This window comes from Nocardia sp. NBC_00881 (assembly GCF_045207455.1).
Classification (GTDB): domain Bacteria; phylum Actinomycetota; class Actinomycetes; order Mycobacteriales; family Mycobacteriaceae; genus Nocardia.
Map to the genome: position 1 here is coordinate 6,063,328 of NZ_CP108798.1, position 18,469 is coordinate 6,081,796.

Annotated in this window: 21 protein-coding genes and 1 pseudogene; 6 read left to right on the top strand and 16 right to left on the bottom strand. The window is 63.9% G+C overall.

Going from position 1 to position 18,469, the window contains the following annotated elements; genetic code table 11:
- Nucleotides 1-62: 62 nt before the first annotated feature.
- Nucleotides 63-359, bottom strand: a pseudogene (locus tag OH799_RS26050) (hypothetical protein); the annotation flags it as partial.
- A gap of 47 nt (nt 360-406) precedes the next feature.
- Here OH799_RS26050 and OH799_RS26055 point away from each other — a divergent pair.
- Nucleotides 407-721, top strand: a complete 315-nt coding sequence (locus OH799_RS26055; RefSeq protein WP_406269126.1) for a nuclear transport factor 2 family protein — start codon at nt 407-409, stop codon at nt 719-721.
- A 259-nt stretch (nt 722-980) separates the two neighbouring features.
- Here the strand turns inward: OH799_RS26055 and OH799_RS26060 are convergent, their stop codons facing one another.
- The 3 genes from OH799_RS26060 to OH799_RS26070 all read right to left on the bottom strand — a co-directional run bounded on the left by OH799_RS26060 (nt 981) and on the right by OH799_RS26070 (nt 3,434).
- Entirely contained in the window at nt 981-2,330 is a 1,350-nt protein-coding gene (locus OH799_RS26060) for a serine hydrolase domain-containing protein (RefSeq protein WP_406269129.1), read from the bottom strand.
- Nucleotides 2,331-2,530: 200 nt separating this feature from the next.
- Nucleotides 2,531-2,800: a hypothetical protein gene (locus OH799_RS26065; protein ID WP_406269131.1), complete on the bottom strand. Its 270-nt coding sequence runs from the start codon at nt 2,798-2,800 to the stop codon at nt 2,531-2,533.
- A gap of 232 nt (nt 2,801-3,032) precedes the next feature.
- Nucleotides 3,033-3,434, bottom strand: coding sequence for a nitroreductase family deazaflavin-dependent oxidoreductase (locus OH799_RS26070; RefSeq protein ID WP_406269134.1), 402 nt, complete (start codon nt 3,432-3,434; stop codon nt 3,033-3,035).
- Nucleotides 3,435-3,520: 86 nt separating this feature from the next.
- Here OH799_RS26070 and OH799_RS26075 point away from each other — a divergent pair, with 86 nt between their 5' ends.
- The gene (locus OH799_RS26075) at nt 3,521-4,099 is read left to right on the top strand and encodes a TetR family transcriptional regulator (RefSeq protein ID WP_406269138.1); all 579 of its coding nucleotides are present in this window, start codon (nt 3,521-3,523) and stop codon (nt 4,097-4,099) included.
- A gap of 239 nt (nt 4,100-4,338) precedes the next feature.
- Here the strand turns inward: OH799_RS26075 and OH799_RS26080 are convergent, their stop codons facing one another.
- From OH799_RS26080 to OH799_RS26095, 4 genes are all read right to left on the bottom strand, one after another.
- Nucleotides 4,339-6,237, bottom strand: a complete 1,899-nt coding sequence (locus OH799_RS26080; RefSeq protein WP_406269141.1) for a hypothetical protein — start codon at nt 6,235-6,237, stop codon at nt 4,339-4,341.
- Nucleotides 6,238-6,413: 176 nt separating this feature from the next.
- Nucleotides 6,414-7,430: an AraC family transcriptional regulator gene (locus OH799_RS26085; RefSeq protein WP_406269144.1), complete on the bottom strand. Its 1,017-nt coding sequence runs from the start codon at nt 7,428-7,430 to the stop codon at nt 6,414-6,416.
- Nucleotides 7,431-7,903: 473 nt separating this feature from the next.
- The gene (locus tag OH799_RS26090; RefSeq protein ID WP_406269147.1) at nt 7,904-8,311 is read right to left on the bottom strand and encodes a hypothetical protein; all 408 of its coding nucleotides are present in this window, start codon (nt 8,309-8,311) and stop codon (nt 7,904-7,906) included.
- 14 nt (nt 8,312-8,325) lie between these two features.
- On the bottom strand, nt 8,326-8,664 hold the full coding sequence (locus tag OH799_RS26095) for a hypothetical protein (RefSeq protein WP_406269150.1): 339 nt from the start codon (nt 8,662-8,664) through the stop codon (nt 8,326-8,328).
- Nucleotides 8,665-9,377: 713 nt separating this feature from the next.
- Here OH799_RS26095 and OH799_RS26100 point away from each other — a divergent pair.
- Nucleotides 9,378-10,514 (top strand): histidinol-phosphate transaminase, encoded by a 1,137-nt coding sequence (locus OH799_RS26100; RefSeq protein WP_406282580.1) that lies wholly within the window; start codon nt 9,378-9,380, stop codon nt 10,512-10,514.
- A gap of 74 nt (nt 10,515-10,588) precedes the next feature.
- Here OH799_RS26100 and OH799_RS26105 read toward each other — a convergent pair whose 3' ends face one another.
- The 3 genes from OH799_RS26105 to OH799_RS26115 all read right to left on the bottom strand — a co-directional run bounded on the left by OH799_RS26105 (nt 10,589) and on the right by OH799_RS26115 (nt 12,072).
- Nucleotides 10,589-11,053, bottom strand: coding sequence for a nitroreductase/quinone reductase family protein (locus OH799_RS26105; RefSeq protein ID WP_357268356.1), 465 nt, complete (start codon nt 11,051-11,053; stop codon nt 10,589-10,591).
- Entirely contained in the window at nt 11,050-11,361 is a 312-nt protein-coding gene (locus OH799_RS26110) for a MarR family winged helix-turn-helix transcriptional regulator (protein ID WP_406269154.1), read from the bottom strand. The genes OH799_RS26105 and OH799_RS26110 overlap by 4 nt, the downstream gene beginning before the upstream one ends.
- Nucleotides 11,362-11,517: 156 nt before the next feature.
- Entirely contained in the window at nt 11,518-12,072 is a 555-nt protein-coding gene (locus OH799_RS26115; RefSeq protein ID WP_406269157.1) for a sugar O-acetyltransferase, read from the bottom strand.
- A gap of 82 nt (nt 12,073-12,154) precedes the next feature.
- Here OH799_RS26115 and OH799_RS26120 point away from each other — a divergent pair, with 82 nt between their 5' ends.
- Together OH799_RS26120 and OH799_RS26125 are read left to right on the top strand one after the other, a co-directional pair.
- Nucleotides 12,155-12,544: a LysR family transcriptional regulator gene (locus OH799_RS26120; RefSeq protein ID WP_406269160.1), complete on the top strand. Its 390-nt coding sequence runs from the start codon at nt 12,155-12,157 to the stop codon at nt 12,542-12,544.
- A gap of 74 nt (nt 12,545-12,618) precedes the next feature.
- Complete coding sequence (locus tag OH799_RS26125; RefSeq protein ID WP_406269162.1) at nt 12,619-13,023, top strand: hypothetical protein; 405 nt, start codon at nt 12,619-12,621, stop codon at nt 13,021-13,023.
- Between the two features lie 290 nt (nt 13,024-13,313).
- On the opposite strand, the gene OH799_RS26130 is transcribed toward OH799_RS26125, so the two are convergent.
- A complete protein-coding gene (locus tag OH799_RS26130) occupies nt 13,314-13,706 on the bottom strand; it encodes a hypothetical protein (protein ID WP_406269165.1) in 393 nt (130 codons plus the stop codon).
- Nucleotides 13,707-13,879: 173 nt separating this feature from the next.
- Complete coding sequence (locus OH799_RS26135; protein ID WP_406269168.1) at nt 13,880-14,152, bottom strand: DoxX family protein; 273 nt, start codon at nt 14,150-14,152, stop codon at nt 13,880-13,882.
- A gap of 120 nt (nt 14,153-14,272) precedes the next feature.
- On the opposite strand from OH799_RS26135, the gene OH799_RS26140 reads away from it, so the two are divergent.
- Nucleotides 14,273-14,635 carry a hypothetical protein gene (locus OH799_RS26140; RefSeq protein ID WP_406269171.1) on the top strand — a complete coding sequence of 121 codons (363 nt, stop codon included), beginning with the start codon at nt 14,273-14,275 and terminating at the stop codon, nt 14,633-14,635.
- Between the two features lie 283 nt (nt 14,636-14,918).
- Here OH799_RS26140 and OH799_RS26145 read toward each other — a convergent pair whose 3' ends face one another.
- The 3 genes from OH799_RS26145 to OH799_RS26155 all read right to left on the bottom strand — a co-directional run bounded on the left by OH799_RS26145 (nt 14,919) and on the right by OH799_RS26155 (nt 17,932).
- Nucleotides 14,919-15,059, bottom strand: a complete 141-nt coding sequence (locus OH799_RS26145; protein WP_357268371.1) for a hypothetical protein — start codon at nt 15,057-15,059, stop codon at nt 14,919-14,921.
- Between the two features lie 394 nt (nt 15,060-15,453).
- Nucleotides 15,454-16,461, bottom strand: coding sequence for an NAD(P)-dependent oxidoreductase (locus OH799_RS26150; RefSeq protein WP_406269174.1), 1,008 nt, complete (start codon nt 16,459-16,461; stop codon nt 15,454-15,456).
- Between the two features lie 4 nt (nt 16,462-16,465).
- A complete protein-coding gene (locus OH799_RS26155) occupies nt 16,466-17,932 on the bottom strand; it encodes a sodium:solute symporter (protein WP_406269177.1) in 1,467 nt (488 codons plus the stop codon).
- Nucleotides 17,933-18,469 lie beyond the last annotated feature (537 nt).

Sequence of the window (18,469 nt, forward strand, 5' to 3'; positions counted from 1 at the left end):
CCCGAGGCCGAAAGTCCTGCACGTGCGTCGACGGGGATAGCCGACGGCCGGAGACGCTGTGTTCAGCGGGTACGCAGCCCGTCGAAGATGACCGCGAAAGTGCGGTTGCGCTGGGCAGGAGTGGCGCTGGTTCCGTGCGTGGCGAGGAAAGCGCCCTTGATTATTCGCATCAGATCGTCGGTTTCGATGTCGGTGCGGACCGCGCCGGCGTGCTGGGCGCGGGTCAGCAGCGTGCCGATTGCCGTACGCAGTTCGTGAACCGGCCTCGGGTATTCGGGGGCGTCGGTGCTGCCCACGGCGTCGGCGAGGTCGCGTTTGACGCTGCCCTCCTCGACCAGGCGCGCGAGGAAATCGAAGAAAGCGCGGGCGGGGTGGGTTAAGCGTTCCGTTTATCTCGGAGGTTCGAATGGTGGCGACAGAGTCGGTGGAAACTTCGCGTGAGCTGGTCGAGAAATTGTTCGGTCGGCTCCGGCACCGTGATGCGGCCGCGTTCGTCGAGCTGTTCGCGCCCGACGCGGTGTTCGAGATCCCCTTCGTAGTTCCGGGCATCCCAGCTCGGCTGGAGGGCCGCGACGCGATTCGCGACCACCTGGTGCAGCGGTGGTCGGGGCTGTCCGGCATCGAGGTGCACGGCGTCCATCCTCAGGTGTACGAGACCACTGACCCCGAAGTATTCCTGGTGGAGAACGAGGTCGACATGACGCACTCCGGCGCCGAGTGAGCCCGCGTTCGCACATCGGTCAACGTGATTCGGGTCAGGGGCGGCAAGGTGGTGCTGTTCCGCGATTACATGGACACCGCGCGGTTCGCAGGTCTCGCCGCGCGCTGAGCCGGCCGGAAATGCGCGTGCCCGGGCCCCGGCAGGTGCAATCAGCTGCGCCGATAACGAACCAGATCAAGAGGAATCGGATCGCTGACGCGTGGAACCGGGCGGGGCGGAAATCATCGTGCCCCGCGTCCGGGCGCATACGGTGACGTGACTAGCGGATGCCGGGGGTCCGCGGGTCGGGTCCGAGGCAGGCGACGATGACGCAGCCCGGTGCGGTGTCGGCGAACGGCGGCGCCAGCGGGTAGTTCAGGCAGGCGACGACGTTGCAGCCCGGGTAGGCGGACGGTCCGATGCCGAACACCGCGAGCAAGATGTTCGCGTCTACGAAGAGGCGGGGGTCCAGCCGGACCGGCGGTTCGATATATGGGCCTGGGTCCGCCACCGGTCGGTCGTAGAACGCGTCGAACAGCCTGCGGAAGAACTCGTAGGGCAGTTCCTGGGCGTTCTGTACGACCCCACCGACGCCATACCTGCTGACGTTTCCATAGGCGCCCGTCCACACCACGGTGAGATCGAGGCTCGGGATGATGAACACGTCCTGTAGGGCGAGCCCCGACATCGCATATACGTCGGTGGGTAGGAAGTCGGCAATCTCGATACAGCCAGGCCCTAGCCAGAACAGGTACCCGTAGCACGGGTTCGCCGGCGAGGGCTCGCGGGCCTTCCGCAGGTAGGCGGCGGACACGATCTGCTGCGCGCCCCACTGCCCGTTGTTGCTCACCAGAAGCGCGATCTTGGCGAAATCGTTCGGCGGGATCATCAGATGCGCGTAGCCGTAGGTGTGTCCGGCGCGGTCGCGGGCCCAGTAGTAGTCGCTGCGAAGAATACCCAGCGGATCGAACAGCTCGCGTTGTGCGAACTGTTGCAGTGGTTCCCCGACAGCCAGTTCGATCACGTACGAGAGCAGGTCGACATCGCGCTGGCTGTAAGTGAAGACGGTGCCGGGCGGATGGTCCAGCGACACACCCAGTGCCTGCACCGCGCTGTTCGGGTCGACCGGAATCACGCCGGTGACGCCTTCCGTCAGCACCCCGACCCGCATGCCCGACGTCTCGGTGAGTAGGTTCTCCACGGTGATGGACCGGTGTTCCGCATCGCCGAGTCCCGCGGGCAGATAGCGATCGATCGGCACCTGAAGATCGAGTTTGCCCTGGTCCCAGGCTATTCCGGCGAGAACGGAGACGACGCTCTTGGTCGCGCTCCAGATGTTCCATGCGACGTTGCCGGTCTGATCGTTCGTCGGCCCCTCGCCGATCAGGCAGTTGTGCCGGAAAACCTGCACATTGAGCCGATTTCGCTCGCCGGCGAACGTCAGCGCCTCCTGGAGCCGCTCAGCGTTCAGCCCGACTTGTTCCGGCGCGGCCCGTTCCAGGTCGCGGCCCGAGGTGACCGCGCACCGGACCGGCTCCTCGGTCCCGGCGTGCGCGGTCCCGGCGAACACGTTGCCCGCCACCAGCGAAAACGTCGCGATTCCCACTAGGAGTCCACCGAAACGCCACATGCGCATGAGGCTAGCGCCCCTGAAGGTATTCACACGGTCGACAGGCTGGGTGTGGATTCCGGCGTCGGCCATCGTGGTCGTGCGGGTATCTGTCGATCGAGGCAGGGGCGGGGTCGCGGCAGATGATCAGCATGGACACCGTTCCGAGAATTACTGCGAAGAGCAGCGGCGGCGACCGGGGTGTGTGGTAGGACCGGTTGTCACCAGGGACGGCAGCGGCCGTCCCAGTGGCCCCACGAGTCGTGTTCGTCGTTGTGCCACGCTCCGTGCCGGTCACAGTGCCAGTCGTTGCGGAAGGGATCGCCCGGGTCGTGCCACCCTGGGCGATTCCAGCCGCCCCAGTCGCGATCCCGATGGGCTGGGATGTGTGCATCCGGTACTGCGGCGGTGGCCGATCCGGCGAGCGGCCCGACGAATACGGCACCCGCGGCTGCGACTACCGCCAAGGTGCTGGCGAGTTTAATTTTCACGGCAGGAGCCTTTCTGAGGACGAAATACTTGCTGTGACGGAACCATTCCAGAACACCGATTGCGCGAAGACAACGGAGGTCAGCGGATTCCCAGCACACTCCCACCGGCGTTCTCAGCAAACTCCCACAGGGAAAAGTCTTCCGGCGTACGCGGGCAAGGTCGCCGGGTCCATATGGGTGCCCCGGCCACCACCGCAGGCTCCCGGTCGCCACCGGGTTGGTATCTCGCCTGTCAGCAGGCCACATCCACTTCGTGCACCACCTCGACACTGAGGAACTCGGGAGCTTTGATCACCTTGCGCAGCATGAAGCGGATGAATGGCGGCATGTCGCCCGCGTTCTCGTCACGGTAGACGCGAGGAGCGCCGACCTCGTAGTGCTTGCGCCTGGTTTCGAGTTCGCAGCCATCCGCGGCGAGGACATTGCGCACCCAGTCCGCCTTCGGTCCATACGTCAGTGCGATCACGTAGCCGCCTCGGCGCCGGAAGGCCCACAGCGGTGTCCGGAAGATCCGGCCCGAGTTGCGTCCGCGATGGATCACCACCGCCCATCCCGGAGCCCAAGGGGCGATGAACTTGGTGACCCGATTGAGGCCGATCTTGTTGGCCTTGGCGACCCATCGTGGAGCTGGCATCAAAAAACTCCTCACATGTTGAGTTTCTTCATCGAGCCTACGAAGCGCGAAGCCAGAAAGTCAACGACTGTAGAATTTCTTGCACTATGCCTCCGATAGGACGACGACCGGGGAAGACCGACACCCGAGATGTGCTCGTCGAGACCGCGCGCCGCAAGTTCGCCGAATCCGGATACGACAAGACGACGGTGCGGGACATCGCCGCCGCCGCCGGCGTCGATCCCGCACTGATCCGGCACTACTTCGGCAATAAGGCCGAACTGTTCCGCGCCACCATGGGATGGCCATTCGACCCTGAGGATGTCGCCGCGCGGATTACCGAGGGCGCGCGCGGCGAGATCGGTGAGCGACTGACGCGGGTCTTCTTCGAGGCATGGGAACAGCCGGAATCACGCGCCCCACTGCTGGCGATCCTGCGCGGTGCGGCGACCCATGCGGAGTCCGCCGCCCTGGTTCGGCAGTTCATCCAGGGCCGGCTGTACGCGCAGCTCGCCTCCGCCCTCCCCGGCCCGAAGGCCGAACTACGGATCGATTTGGCGATGGCCCAACTGCTGGGCATCGCCTACCTCCGCCATGTGCTGAAGGTCGAGCCGATCGGCTCGGAACCACTCGATGAGCTCATCGCCCGTGTCGCGCCGGTGATCACCACTCATCTGAGCACTTAGTCCCGCGACGTGCGAAGGCCGCCAGGTTGGGAAACCTGGCGGCCCTGATTCGCGCCGCACGGCTGGCGTTACGAGAGGTGTCGACGTCCCACAAGCGCCTCTCGGCGAGTGGTCGCTCGAAGCGACAAAAGGGGTGAGGCCCGGGGCTGTCCGGACGCCGACAGTGGGATGCAACGGCCCGCCGTTCCAAACTATTCCGGCCCGGATCGTCGTTGCCGGACGACCCGGCCCCGGCCACCTCAAGCAGCGGCAACTGATGGTGGGATGGCGGCTGCGGGGGGTTGCCGGGTGGGCATGGCGGGTGGGGTGAGTTGGGTTGGGTCGGTGGTTGCGGTGCTGGTGTCGACTCCGGTGGGGTGGAAGAAGCCTTGGAAGGTGCCGTAGTCGCCCTGACCGTCCTCGAAGGGGTTGTTGGTGTCCAAGGGGACCATCTGCCCGCTGGTGATGAAGAACAGGCCGTCTTGGGTGACAATGGCGACGGCGGTGCGGTTCTCCCATTGGACGACGTCGCCGGTGCGGAGGTCTGCGGCGTCGACGACGGTCCAGGAGTGCGCCGGGGTGGATTCGCCGAGGGTACCGGCGTAGGCGGCGCGAGCATCGCTGCCGTTGGGATTGTTGATTGCCTTCTGGAGGGCTTCGGCGGTGGTGGCGGTGACTTTCTGGGTGGTTCCGTTGGGCAACTCGGCGTCGACCATGCCTGTGGTGCCGATGGTGGGTGCTCCTCCAGCGGGGACAGGCGCGGTAACGGCAGGGGTGGCACCGGTCGGCTGGCCGGAGACGGGCTGTTGCTGCTGGTACTGCGCTTCCTGCTCGCGGCGTTCGCGTTCGCGCTCCCGCTCCGCGTACTCGGCGTCCTGCTGTCGTTTCTGCATAGCCTGCGTCATCGAAGCCATCATCGGCACCATCATCATCGGCATCATCATGCCCAGCACCGAGCCGCTGTCAGTGGCGGCGGGCGCCGCGGTTGGTGTTCCACCGCCGGATCCCGCGCTCTGCCCCGTGATGGCATTCAGCAGTCTTGTCATGTCCAGGCCGGACGATCCGAGCGGGCCACTGAGCCCGCTGCGGTCGTCGGTCTCGGTGCCGAGCAGGTCGCTGAACAGATCGCTGTTATCGGTGTCGGTCCAGCCGGTTTCGGTTCCCGGTTCGGAGGGAGGGCTGTAATCCGCCGATGGATCGGGACCGGCCGGCAGCTGGTTACTCTGATAGTCGGGCGAATTCTCGTCGAGGCCGTTGCCGAGATCTTCCATAATGCTGGCTACCTCGTCCACTTTGCGTTCCACCTCGTCGAGGGCGTTGTACAGGGCGTCCATCAGCTCCGATTCATTAGTGATGACCTCCGATCGGACCGTGACCGCCGGCACAGTCATTCCGGGGTCTATGGGTTCATCGATCACCTGATAGGGGGCGGCCTTTAGTTTCTCGTTGAGATCGCCGACTCTCGCGCTTAGGTAATTCATACCGCTCGAGACGTATTCGGCCGTTTGATCCGCCGTTGATCCGGCATATTCGTCATAGCTCTGTAGAGTGGATTTCACTCCGTCGAGTTCGTGCATCATGTCGCTGTAGACGTCGCTCATGACGGAGCGGTTCCGCGAATCGTAAAAGCCGGTTTCCGCCAGCATGTCCCTGACATCTGGGGCTTGTTCCGGATGTCCGGCCCGCAGCGTGTCGGCCAGTGCGTCTATTCCACGTTCAATCGTGTCGATGAGTCTCTGCAACCCAGTCGACTCGCCACGTGGATGATACAGCGGAAACTCGATTTCACTTGTGCTATCGAGCTCGAAGGATGTACCGACCGGATCGTTCGACATGGGGTCTCGCCCCACGAGTCGGCCGTCTTCGGTCAGTTCCAGCGTCAAGCCGGGCCAACACACGTCGGTCGCGGGGGCGGTGTAGGTAGCAATCCGGTGACCGTCGCCGTTGGTGGCGTAGAGAGCGCCATTCGCCTGGTGTAGTTCCGCATTGCTGAGATCGCACCCGGGGGGCAGTTCGGGCGTCCATGTCTTCTCGACACCGCCGTCCGCGCTGTACAAAACGAGCTCGCCATTTTCGTGGAACGTAAGTGTGTAGTCACCGCTCCGCAATGATTCGCCGGGTGACAGCTTTTCGTCCGAGCCCAGTGTGGAGTTGCCCATCGTGACTTCCATCCTTCTCGGTCCGTGCCGGAGGTTCGCCGGATTTCCTACAAAAGGATGCAACGTTCAGCGTTTACGCGCTGCGCAGTCGCGTCTTTCCGATAGTGCGGGCCGCGCTTATTCGATAAAAAGTGAAGACTCGGACGGCGGCGTCGTTCAGGGCCCTTCCCCGAAATTCATGCGTCGATGGATGTGGCCGCTGGTGCGATCTTCAACGTTTCGCTAGGCCGCTCGCCGTACGCCATCCGGTAGGCCCTGGCGAAATCGCCCAAGTGCCTGAAGCCCCACCTGAGTGCGATCGCGGATACGGTCGTCTCATGTGGGTCGGCCTTCTCCAGCTCGGTCCGGGCGTGTTCTAACCGCACCCGCCGCAGGTAGGCCATTGGAGTCGTGTCCAGGTCCCTGCGGAATCCTTCCTGTAATGCCCGTACACCGACGCCTGCCTCAGCGGCCAACTGCGTGACGGTCACTGGCTCGGCTGCGTGCACATGCATGAAATCCACGGCCTGTCTGACCGTTGAGCCCGCTGGTGTGGCACTGCTGTTGCGCAGTCGCTCGGAGTAAGAGTGGCGCGCACTGAGCAGAAACCCGGTGGTCATCAGGTCTTGCAGATGGCGGACTGCGAGGGGGTGTGTGGCGACCTGCTGGCCCCGGTCGAATTCGCGGACCACCAATCTCACCTGATCCAACCAGGCCCGCATGGCTGGGGTCGTGAGATCTTGACCCAACTCGAACCGGAGCCCGGTTTTCATCCGCTGACCGATCATCTGTTCCAGCGTCGACTCCATGGCCGACGCGTCGAACCAGACCAACAGCATCGGGCTGTCAGCGGGCCAATCCAGCACGAAGCGCTCACGCGGCTGGGCTATCGTCGCCGTCCATCGGGTCGCGGTTGTGCGCTCCCTACCGCTGAACGTGTCGATCGCTCCAGCCAACGGGATGTGGACCAGGTAAAAGTTGTCGGTGCGGTGCGGGGTGACCAGCACCTGTGCGCCACCGCCGTAGTCGAGCGCGGCCAGCGCGACCGGCCCCATCGGCACCGCGTTCTGCCGGGCGTCGAACCTGCCTGCCGCACCGAGGATCTTCACATCATGGGGCGCGCGCAGGACCTTGCCGATGACTTCACGGGCCTCGTCCACGTCACGGGACTGCAGCACGCTGTAGTTGGCCAGCGGCAGCGGCTTCCTGTTCACGTCTCACTCTCCTACAAAGGTTCAACCAGATCTTCTTGGGAAACCGGCGAACGCGAGCAGGTCGGCGCGGGCGGCGTCGAGGTGGCAGATGACGTCGGTAGCTTCTCCGGCCAAGGCGTCGAGCATTCGATTATATTGGGCGGCAACCGATTCGGTGGCGGCTTGATGAACCGATCGCATACCGAGTCCACATCCCGTCGTTCTTTGGCCGCCACCGGCGGAACGCCCGTCACCCTGGCGCACCCAGCTGTCATCAGCCACATCAATGCCGACCACGGCTCGACGTCGAGTTGACGCGAACTCGACGACCACGAACACGCGCCAGCCGGATATCGGCTCCTGCCAGGAGATGCGGTATGCGACCCTGTCGCGGGGAGTTTCCGGCGACAGGGTGGGGCATATAACGCCCGTCCAGGAGGAGCCGGTCGACCGGCCACCCATCGGCGGCGACCTCAACCGCCGAACGGCAGGGCCTACAGCGCCTGTAGGGGTTGGCAGTCCCAGCCGGGCGGTTTTGCGGAGAACGATTCTTGGAAACTCGAGCTCGGGCGCGCGACGCACGCACCCACGTGCGTGATCCGGCCCGGCAAAACTCTTCTCTCTTCCAAGCCGAACGGGAACTGGGTGTTCACCGATGAGCGAACCGTCTGGCCGTTGTGGTCGATGTAGGTATAGGCGGCCGACCCTAGCAGCCCGAACGGCGTCCGCAAGGTGACCACTTCCGAGTTCGCGCCGGACACGCTGACCGCGACTCCTCGCCATTCGACAACGCGATCCGCCGCTGACGCAGGCCCGGCCGACCAGGCCAGCGCCGCGCCCGTAAATGCGAGTGCGGCAACCAGTTTCACTCCGGTGCCTTTGGCAATCAAGTGATTGGTCATGACAAATTGTCCCCTCACACGCGGATCGACGAGCCGCATCGGGCAGAGTCGCCGCTACAGATCCTGATACTGACGATGGGCTCAGTGGTGGTGATGACCTGCGACTGCCCTGGCGTCACCGAGATCCTCTGGCGATTCCTGGCCGCTTCGTCGTCCCCCTCGTGGGTGTAGAACACCGTAGCGCCGTCGGTGCCGTCTCCGGACCAGACCCACAGCCACATGTTGCCGTTGTCGACCTGAGCTTGACGGTGCTCGAACTCATACACCGCCGCGGCGGACGCGGACGCAGAGATACCGAAGGTGGCAGCGGCGCCGAGCGCCAGACCGGTCAAGATTGCACGAATATTGATCATTTCCACGCTTTCAGGTTTACGAGCCGGTTCGGAAGGGATGGCTTCCGATATCAGTGTTGGCATTACTCGTCAATGCTCGTCGTGACGACGATGGATTTCGGACGTTTCAATTTCGCGCTGTTTGTATCGGGTCTCGAAGCGCGGCTCGGGCAAGATTGTGCCTCATATCGTTGGTGGCGCCTTCCTGTTCACATCGCTTTCTCCATGCAAAAAGAATGCAATGTGTAACCATTGCAGGCTACGCAGCTGCGCCTTTTCGATAGCGTGTCCGCGCTTATCCGATAGCAGGTCGGCGCGGGGTGGATCGCCGAGGAGTGTCTGGCCATCGCGCGGTGTACTGCGCCGTGTTCGCGGCCGCACGGCCTTCCTGCGCGCGCTCGGCGACCAGGCGAGCAGGTTGGACCGCTGGAAGACCGCGCTGAAGTAATTCGACTCGCCAGGGTGGGAGATCAGGGCCGGTCCAGTGCGGTTCTTCGAATCGCATACCTGGACAACGCCGCCGACGAACTGTTCGTGCCGCTTGTGAACCTCACGGGCGCAACACTCTTGAACATTGCATCTGTGCACCGTTCTCGGATATGTTGCACCGATTGGTGTGGTGCGGCGAGTACCTGACCGGCCAACCCGTGTGCTGGTGGATTGCTCGACAAGGCATCCAGGGCAACGACCTGGTTGCCCCAGGGCCATGCCAGGTGATGGTGAGTGAGGGCGATATGGTGGCGTGGTACGACGAGGTTGTTGTCCCGATACCGCCGGGTGCGACGGTGACCTCGGCTGAGCTGCCCATTCGGGAGCGATTACGAGAACAACGACCGTATACGGCACCGCAGTTGGCGGCACCGGTGCGATTGAATACGAACGAAAGCCCTTTTCCGCCATCCCAGAGACTGATCGACGATGTCACTGCGTCTGTACGAGCCGCACTCGATTCCCTGCACCGCTATCCCGACAGAGAAGCGATGGAATTGCGCGCTGAGTTGGCGAGCTACGTCAGTCGGCGGGACCGCATAGTTGTGACAACAGAGAATATATGGGCGGCGAACGGATCGCTCGAGATCTTGCAGCAACTCGTGCAGGTTTTCGGTGGCTTCGGACGCAGTGCGCTGAGTTTCGCGCCGACCTATTCCATGTACAAGATCATCGCCGACACCGCCGACCTCGAATGGCTGGAGGGTCGTCGCGGTGCGGACCTGTCGCTCGACATCGACTACGCAGTCGCCTTCATCATCGAAAGTCGTCCGGACGTCGTGTTCGTCACCAACCCACACAACCCCAGCGGTCACAATTTTGCCATCGCGGATCTCGAACGGATTCTGGAGGCGGCGCCGGGCATGGTAGTGGTGGACGAGGCATACAGCGAATTTTCGTCTGCCCCCAGCGCGATCGGACTGATCGACCGATTCCCCGCAAAACTCGTCGTGACCAGGACGATGAGTAAGGCATTCGCGTTCGCCGGCGGACGACTCGGCTACCTCGTGGCCGCTCCCGCCGTAGTGGAGGCGATGAGATTGGTTCGCTTGCCCTATCACTTGTCGGTCGTGACCCAAGCTGCGGCGGTGGCCGCATTGCGTCACGCCGACCAGACGCTGGCAAAGGTCGCGGAAGTGATCGACGAGCGGGAACGGGTCGCGGGATCCTTGCGTGAGCTGGGATTCGAGGTGATCGACAGTGACGCGAATTTTCTGCTGTTCGGCCGGTTCGCCGATGCCGCACGTTCCTGGCAGCACTACCTCGACCACGGCGTCCTGATCCGCGATCTGGGAATGCCCCACTACCTTCGCATGAGTGTTGGCCAGGCCGAGGAGAACAATGCCTTTCTCGATATCAGCGAAATACTCGCAACGGGATGACTGTCGAGGAGGACCACGGTCCTTGACTGTCGCGTTCGCGGCAACCGCGGTAGCCGGCCGGCAGGTATACCGGCTCAGGCGGATTGGCGGACCAGGCGGATTATCGGTAGTTCGCGGTCGGTCTTCTGCTGGTATTGAGCGAAACGGGGTGCGGCGGCGGTGATCTGCTGCCATGCTTCCTCGCGCTCGACGTCGTGGAGTTGCTCGGCGACCACGGCTACTTCGCGACCGGCCACCTCAATCCGAACCTTGTCGGGATTCGCGGCGATGTTGTAATACCACGCAGGGTTTTTCGGCGCTCCGGCCGCGGATGCCACGATCAGCCAGCTGCCGTCCTTTCCGGGGAAGTAGCCGACCGGTGTGCTGCGCTCTGCTCCGCTCTTGCGGCCGATGGTTGTCAGTATCAGTGCATTCATATCGCCCATGAACTTGCCGCTCTTACGGATTCGTTTCGCGGCCCAGTTGTTGAGATACCGCATCAGGCGCCCTCCGCTGGGCTGACGCGCGCCTTTGGTGCCGTTGGATGTGTCAAAACTCATTGTGGCCTCTCAGAGGTTGTGCTGACGGGCGGGTGTAGGTCTGCGGCGGCCGATCTCTGGGCTCCCTGCGCTGTGGCGCGGATAAGGCTTTCCTCGATTTGTGCAAGGAGGTCGATGGCCTCCGACTGCTCGTCCGTGGTCAGGTTGCCGGAGACGCTTTGCTCGAGTTCAAACCAGACGCGTTCGACTTCGTGGCGGAGAACGAGGCTGGCGGTCGTGGGTTCGATGATGCTGACTCGCTTGTCGTCGGCGCAGGGCAGGCGGCGGACGAAGCCGGCGTGTTCGAGACGCTTGATGGTGCGAGTCATCGTGGCGGCGTCCGAGCCGAGCAGGCGAACCAGGTCGGTCCGACGCTGCGGGCCGAGGTCTATCCCGGCTTCGCCGGTTACGCCGAGAAGACGAAAGGCATTCGCACAATCCCGGTCCTTGCGCTGCGCCGTCGCTGAAAGTCGTGGCCACTATACTCAAACTTTCCAGCGTTTCTGCTCTGTCGCCGCGGCCCCGGTAACGACAGTGTTCGGCGGGATATCCTTGGTCACGATGGCACCGGCGCCGACTATCGAGTTTTCACCAATCTTGACGCCGGGGAGAATAGTGGCGGCCGCTCCGATCCAGACATTGTCTTCGAGCACGATCGGTGCGGCGAGAATGTACTCGCGCCGCTCGGCGGGCGGAACTGGGTGTCCGGAGGTGATGAGGTGAGTTTTCGGTCCGATCATCGTCCCGGCGCCGATTCGAATGCCGCCCTGATCCATGAAGGTGCACCCCTGGTTCACGAACACGTGCGCGCCGAAGGTGGTGTTGAGCCCGTAATCAGTGAAGAACGGCGGGTACAGCGTGACGGTCTCCGGGAGGGGTCCGCCGAACACGTCCGCCAGCAGTGCCGCGCGCCCCGCCGTGTCGTCGAACGGCAGCAGGTTCAGGCGCGATGTGAGTGCCGTGACGTGGTTGATCCGCTCGGCGACTCGTGCGAACTCGGGGGTTTGGACGTAGAGGCGGCCAAAGGTCAAATTAGGCATGTGCCGATTCCAGCAGCGGCTATGGCCGGGCAACAAGCAACCGACACGCGGGCCAGTCACAACCAGACGTTGAGGAAGACTGTTGGATCTTGACGGCGTCCACACCTTCATTGTCGCGGCTGAGCTCGGTCAGTTTCAGGGCGCAGCAGATGAGCTGAGTATTACGCCGCAAGCGGTCTCGAAGCGCGTCGCCGCGCTAGAGCGCGACGTTGGGGCCGTGCTGTTCTCGCGCAACGTCCACGGTGTGCGGCTCACCCGCGATGGTCACGCATTCCTCGCGCATGCACGAGACCTGCTCCGTGCCGCTGAGCGCGCGCGGCGGTCTGTCCAGCCCGAGAGCCGGGCGCTTCGCGTCGATGTGACGAATCGGCGCATCGCACCTTCGGTGGTGCTCCAAGACTTCCATCTCGCGCATCCCGATCTGGACGTTGATGTCGTAACCTGCTCGACAACAACCTCACCGGCGCGCTGACCGCGGTACAGTCCGGAGCTGTCGACGTCTCCTTCCGCGCCGTCACCGTGCCAGCCGAAGACAGGCCGGACGGGGTGAGCGCAGCCCGCGCAATCGACCATGAATTGGAGCTCCTAGTAGGCCCCACGCATCCCCTTGCCGCCGAGCCCAGCGTCGAACCGCACCGCCTGGCGAGGCACAGAATTTGGATCCCGGGCATCGTCCCCGGCACCGAATGGGGCTACCTTTGGCCCGCGCGCTACGGATTGCGCCGCATACCGCTGCGCAATCCGACCCCGATCTACCCGCACTCGCTGATCTGGCTGACCGCGAACCCACACCCCAGCCTGGCCGCCCTGCGCGACTACTTAGCCGCGGTTCGCCCGTCACAGTCGCAAGGGTCGAATGTCTGGGTGCCGGCATGGGCGATTGCCGATTCAGACGGGCTCGGTGTCGTCATCGACAACGCAGGCATGCACCGTGGACGCCACCCGCTGTAGGTGAAGCGTCGAACGGCCCCGTCCATCCCTAGCTGCGAGCGGAGGAGGGCAGCACTCAGGCGGCGCTCGGGTCGGCGCCGCAGCTAAACCTGTTATAGCGCAACAGGTTACGTTGCGCCGACCGAACGGACGGCGCTAGAGACTTTGTCTGCTTGGCTCCGCCGCAGCAAAGCGATCGGGAAGTAGCCCATGGACAGGGCAACCACCGGCGCGGCGAGCACGGCACAGTAGAACGCCATGGCCGCTGGCCAGAACAATGCGTAGATGGCGAATAGGGCGAGTCAGCGCCGTTAGGGCACATCCAACACACTCGCCGGAACTCCATAGGGCAGAAACCGCACCCGACGGCGATCATCGGTGTTGTCGCGATGCGCGCGTAAGGCCTCGAGCTCGCTTGGAAAGACCTGGTCAACCCTAGCCTCGCCGGCGTCATCGATGCTGTAGATCGCCCACACTCCGCTGCCGGTCTCACCGGTGGTCTCACCCTCGGGTTTCGCTGGACGGGGCCGTTCCGGTTGAACGAACTGACCGAGCAGCGACGCCAGTGAACTGACGCTCGCGTGATCTATTCGATCCAGGTATAGGCCGGCTTTCCCGAGCAGGTCGCGGAGCTCGGTTCCCGCCCCCCGCAGTGCGCGTTCGAAATCTTCCGGATCACTGCCGAAAGGCCCGTTGGTTGGCATCGCATGTGCTCCTGGGGACGAGTTGGGCGCTACGTCCTCAGTGTCCTCGCGAAACGTAGACTTCGCCACGCCGACCTCGACCAGGTCCACAGATATCGCCAGGTCGGCGGGGTTGTTCCGGGCGACCACGTGCGGCACGGTGGCCGAGGTCGGTGCGGCAAGGACAGTGCGAGTCAGGCGTACCGGCGCCGGGAGCCGCCGAGTGCGGCGGTGGTGGAATTGCCCTGCGGCAGCCAGGCGCGGGCGGCGAAGGTGGCGGCGGCGAAAAACAGCGGCATGGCCCACTTGTCCGGGCCGTCACCGGCGGCCAGGTGGGATGTGGCGGCACCGCCGTAGACGAAGACCAACCCGGCGTAGGCCCATTCCTTCGTTTGGGGATGGCCGGGAGTGAGGATCGCGGCGAGCGCGGCGGTCTTGGCGACGCCGAGGATGGTCGCGAAGTACATGGGTAGCCGAGGTGGTCGAACGAGTCGCGGACATAGGAGATCCGGGCGAGGTCCCAGTACGCACCGACCGCGGTCGCGGCCAGTACGGCGGCCACGGGAACACCGAGCACCGAACCGGACTTGCCTCGTCAACGCCGCGCCGTCGACGCCTTCCTCACCGCCGCACGCGGCGGCGACTTCGACGAATTACTCCGCATGCTCGACCCCGACGTGGTGTTGCGCGCTGATGCCGGCGAAGCGATGCGTGTCATCTGCGGCGCCGACGCCGCCGCCGGGCAATCCGAAACTTTCCAGCGCATGGCCACCCTCTGCACCATCCACCCCGCAGTCGTCAACGGCAGCGCCGGACTGGTCAACACCATCGACGGCGCCCCGTTCTCGATCATCAGCTTCACCGTCGCCGACGACCGAATCACCGCCATCGACATCCTCTCCGACCACGACCGCCTCACTCACCTCGACCTGACCGCAATCCTCGGATAAAGCGATCCCGGAAACCAGACGCGACGCCAGGCTCAGGACCCCGCGCTACGACTGTTGCGAATGCATGGAGGGCGTGCGATCCGGCGATTCCGATCGCCAGATCGGCGATGATCTCGAATAGGCCCCAGCGAAATTCCGTGTAAATGGAGCCGGAGCGAGTGTCCGGCCGCGCTGCGGGCTACTGAGCCATGGCGACTCTCCGATCGGCGAGGTGTGCCGTTCGACTCGCGCAACCTACGACCGATTGTAGTAGACCTGGCCGGGGTCGGCCAGGTTCGGATCCCTACAGCAGGCCCCACCAGTAGAACAGGCTGGCCAGTATCCAGACCACCACGGTTTCCATCGTCGCTTCCGATCTTCTCGGCGCCCCTGTTTCCATCATCCCGCGAACCAGGGCTGCGTGGTGCGACTCGATGGGATCCATCCATAAAAGTCCCTCTACCTGCGGATTTGATCTTGCAAGGTGTTCTTAAGCGCGTGCCAAGCCCGCGCTTGCATTGTTGTTTGCGTCAACACCGGAAACGGGAAGGACGACAAGCCGTCGGTGAGAACCCGGCGTGACCTGTCTCGAGGGGTGACAGGTTGCGTCGCGGGGGTGCCGCCGGGCCGGTCCACGAGGGGTGATCGGCCCGGCGGGCAATGGGGCGCGGAGTCGTGCACTTGCGCTGGCTCTTCCTGGAACTGACTGGCAACGAGAGGGTGTTGCCGCTGCCGAAGGGTAACCACGGGTATGCGGCGAAAGCCTCCACCAGGACAGAGTTGGCCGGGTCGGTTTCGGAGGAGCCGCGGCCGGTCAGCGTCACAGCGAAACGGGTTTGTCAGTCGGACCGGCATTTGCGGCCTAACGTCACAGTGCCGTCCGACGACATCGACGTGGTGTCGGGACCGGTCCGTGACGAAGGTGTTTTGTTCAGCGCTGCGGCTACGTCTGCAGCGACATGCCGAGCGAGTTTCTCGGCAACGTCCGGCGAGTAGAAGGCCGCGTGCGGTGTGATCACGAGGTTCGGAAACCTAAGGATCGGATCGTCCGGCGCGGGCGGTTCCTGCGGGAGTACGTCGACCGCAGCGCCCGCAAGCCGGCCGCTGCGCAACGCGGCGCCGAGAGCGTCGTGGTCGATCAGTTCTCCCCGAGAGACATTCACGAGATACGCGCCGAGTGACATGGCCGCCAGTGCCGTGGCATCGACGATGCCTCGGGTCTCATCAGTCAGCGGAACGTGCAGACTCAGCACGTCGGCTCGACGCAGCAGCTCCGGCCATTCGACCACGCCGAGTCCCTCGGCAACCAATTCCGGTGTGCGCGGATCGAGCGAACGCCCGCACACCAGCACGTCGATGCCCAGTGCACGCGCCCGGCGCGCCACAGCCGCGCCGATCCGACCGAATCCGTAGAGGCCCAATACTGTTCCGGCGATCCGGCGCGGTGGTGACGCCGTGATGTCCCACCGTCCTGCCCGCACCGCCGAATCGAGCGACGCGGTCGAGCGGAGTAGGCCGAGAATGCTCGCCAGGGTGTGGTCGGCAACCTCCTCGGTGCAGTAGTTCACCGCGCGCGTGACCTGGATTCCGCGCGCCCGGGCCGCCCGCAGCGGAAGATGTTCGTATCCGGCTGATGTGGCGGACAGGACTCGCAGATCTGGCAACGCGGCAAGGTGCGGGTCACCGAGTCCCACAGTGTCCGGACCGACGAGCAAAGCGACAATCTCTGTGCCCGTCGGAATCTCCTTCGTCACGATCACGTCAACGGCAAGTCCCTCGGCGGCGAGGCACTCCGCGAACACTGGAGCGTAAATGAAATCGTCTAGCACGACGATCTTTTCGGCCATGGTGCTATCCGCCTATCGGTTGTGACACGGCCTCGTCCTTTCCCATCGTTCGGGCATCCCAGACGGACAGGACGCTCGCAGGCGTCTGCGGGGTCACCAGGCTGACTCCCACGAACACCACTGCCGCGCTCGCCAGTCCGACATAGACAGGTTCGTTGGCGAGTGCATCGCCGACCGTGTACATGGTCGACAAGGTAGCGACGATGCCCACGCCCATCGCGGCCATCGCGGCGGCTCCCGTCGCCCTCTTCCAGGCCAGCCCGCCGAGGATGGGTACGAGTAGTCCGCCGACCAGAATGTCGTATGCGATGGTCAAGGCTGAGACGATGTCGTGGATCAGGGCCGCGAGTACGACGCAGACCACACCAATCGCGATGACGTACCAGCGATTGCCGCGGAGGTCGGCTTCCGTCGTCGCGGTGTCCAGTTCTCGCTTCGGGCGCCCAGTGATCCGCGTGAGCATCGGCGCTACATCCTGGCGTGCGACCGTCGCAGTCGCTATCAGGGCGCCTGAGGACGTCGACATCATCGCCGCCACTGCCGCCGCGAGCACAATGCCGCTGAGTCCAACCGGCACGCTGTGCTGGGCTACCTCGGCATAGACGTCGTCCTTGGCCTCGATCCCGGGAAACGCCGCGGACGCGGCAAGACCGATTGCGGCGCCCGCGACACCGTAGAGCAGGCAGTAGACTCCGGCCGTGACGCCACCCCAACGGGCCACCCTCGGAGACTTCGCGGTGAATACCCGCTGCCAGATGTCCTGTCCGATAAGAATTCCCAGGGTGTACACGACGAAGAAGGTGACGATCTTCCCGACGCCTATAGTTCCGATTCCGAATGCTGCATCGCCCACCCGTTCGCGGATTCCCGCATAGCCGCCTGCTTTGTGCCATGTGAAGGGCAGCATCAAGACGAAGATTCCGGTCGTCTTGACAACGAACTGGACGATGTCGGTCAGCGTGATCGACCACATGCCACCCATCGCCGAGTATGCGACGACGACAAGGCCGCCGACGACAACGGATGCCGTCCGATCGGCTCCGAAGACAACGGTGAAAACGCTCGCGTAGGCAATCGTCGATGTCACTGTGACCATCAGTGTGTAAGACATCATCACAATGCCGGATGCGGCAGTGAGGTCGACACCGTATCGCAGCGTGAGCATTTCCGACACGGTGTACACCCGCAGGCGTTGGATACGGGACGCGAAGAGCAGACCGAGCAGCAAGACACCCGTACCGATCGATACCACCAGCCACATGCCGGAGATGCCGTATCGATAACCGAGGCCGACACCACCGACCGTGCACGCGCCACCGAGAACCACAGCGCACATCGTGCTGGTATAGAACACGCCTCCCAGCCTGCGGCCTGCAACAAGGTAATCACTGGTGTTCCGGGCGCGGCGTTTTCCCCACCAACCGACGCCGAGCATTGCCGCCAGATAGATCAGAATGATCGAGAGGTTCAAGCGCAGGCTCCTCCGCCGCGATCCAGAGAGGCTTTCTCAGTTGCCGCGCTGGCCCAATAGTCACAGAGCCTAATGTGAACCGCGCCGATCAGGACATACTTCGCCGCGTTTCATCGGCACCACAGGGCATGAAACCGTCAGCAGCGCAACGCAGCTCGCGATTAGCTCGAACCTGTTGGACCAGCCCTAGTGCTGATGCCGGCGATGGCGAACGGCACGGCACGCACGCTCGGAGTTCAGCTCAGTATGGTTGACTGCCAGTGCGTTCCGATTTGCTCAACGATTTGCATGCCTGATTCACGTCGGGCACGGTGCCAGCTGGCCTGGAAGCGCGGTCGTAGGGATTGGAGCTGAACGCCGACGTGGTTGATTCGTCCGGGGCGACATCCACGACAGAGTCGGCACCGATGGAGCGCAGTGCCTGATCGAGCTGCTCACGCCTGAACGCATGCGCTATCGGATTGACGATCACCTTCGATCAGCGGCTATGTCGAACTTTGTGGAATCCTCGGACCACGCCGGCCGCAAGGCGTCGAC

Bases quoted from the DNA above. Each gene is read 5' to 3' on its own strand.
- OH799_RS26055 (WP_406269126.1), top strand. From the start codon at position 407: ATGGTGGCGACAGAGTCGGTGGAAACTTCGCGTGAGCTGGTCGAGAAA.
- OH799_RS26100 (WP_406282580.1), top strand. From the start codon at position 9,378: ATGGTGGCGTGGTACGACGAGGTTGTTGTCCCGATACCGCCGGGTGCG.
- OH799_RS26080 (WP_406269141.1), bottom strand. From the start codon at position 6,237: ATGGGCAACTCCACACTGGGCTCGGACGAAAAGCTGTCACCCGGCGAA.
- OH799_RS26070 (WP_406269134.1), bottom strand. From the start codon at position 3,434: ATGCCAGCTCCACGATGGGTCGCCAAGGCCAACAAGATCGGCCTCAAT.
- OH799_RS26135 (WP_406269168.1), bottom strand. From the start codon at position 14,152: ATGTACTTCGCGACCATCCTCGGCGTCGCCAAGACCGCCGCGCTCGCC.
- OH799_RS26075 (WP_406269138.1), top strand. From the start codon at position 3,521: ATGCCTCCGATAGGACGACGACCGGGGAAGACCGACACCCGAGATGTG.
- OH799_RS26105 (WP_357268356.1), bottom strand. From the start codon at position 11,053: ATGAGTTTTGACACATCCAACGGCACCAAAGGCGCGCGTCAGCCCAGC.
- OH799_RS26115 (WP_406269157.1), bottom strand. From the start codon at position 12,072: ATGCCTAATTTGACCTTTGGCCGCCTCTACGTCCAAACCCCCGAGTTC.
- OH799_RS26110 (WP_406269154.1), bottom strand. From the start codon at position 11,361: ATGACTCGCACCATCAAGCGTCTCGAACACGCCGGCTTCGTCCGCCGC.
- OH799_RS26060 (WP_406269129.1), bottom strand. From the start codon at position 2,330: ATGTGGCGTTTCGGTGGACTCCTAGTGGGAATCGCGACGTTTTCGCTG.
- OH799_RS26150 (WP_406269174.1), bottom strand. From the start codon at position 16,461: ATGGCCGAAAAGATCGTCGTGCTAGACGATTTCATTTACGCTCCAGTG.
- OH799_RS26095 (WP_406269150.1), bottom strand. From the start codon at position 8,664: ATGATCAATATTCGTGCAATCTTGACCGGTCTGGCGCTCGGCGCCGCT.
- OH799_RS26090 (WP_406269147.1), bottom strand. From the start codon at position 8,311: ATGACCAATCACTTGATTGCCAAAGGCACCGGAGTGAAACTGGTTGCC.
- OH799_RS26145 (WP_357268371.1), bottom strand. From the start codon at position 15,059: ATGGATCCCATCGAGTCGCACCACGCAGCCCTGGTTCGCGGGATGATG.
- OH799_RS26130 (WP_406269165.1), bottom strand. From the start codon at position 13,706: ATGCCAACCAACGGGCCTTTCGGCAGTGATCCGGAAGATTTCGAACGC.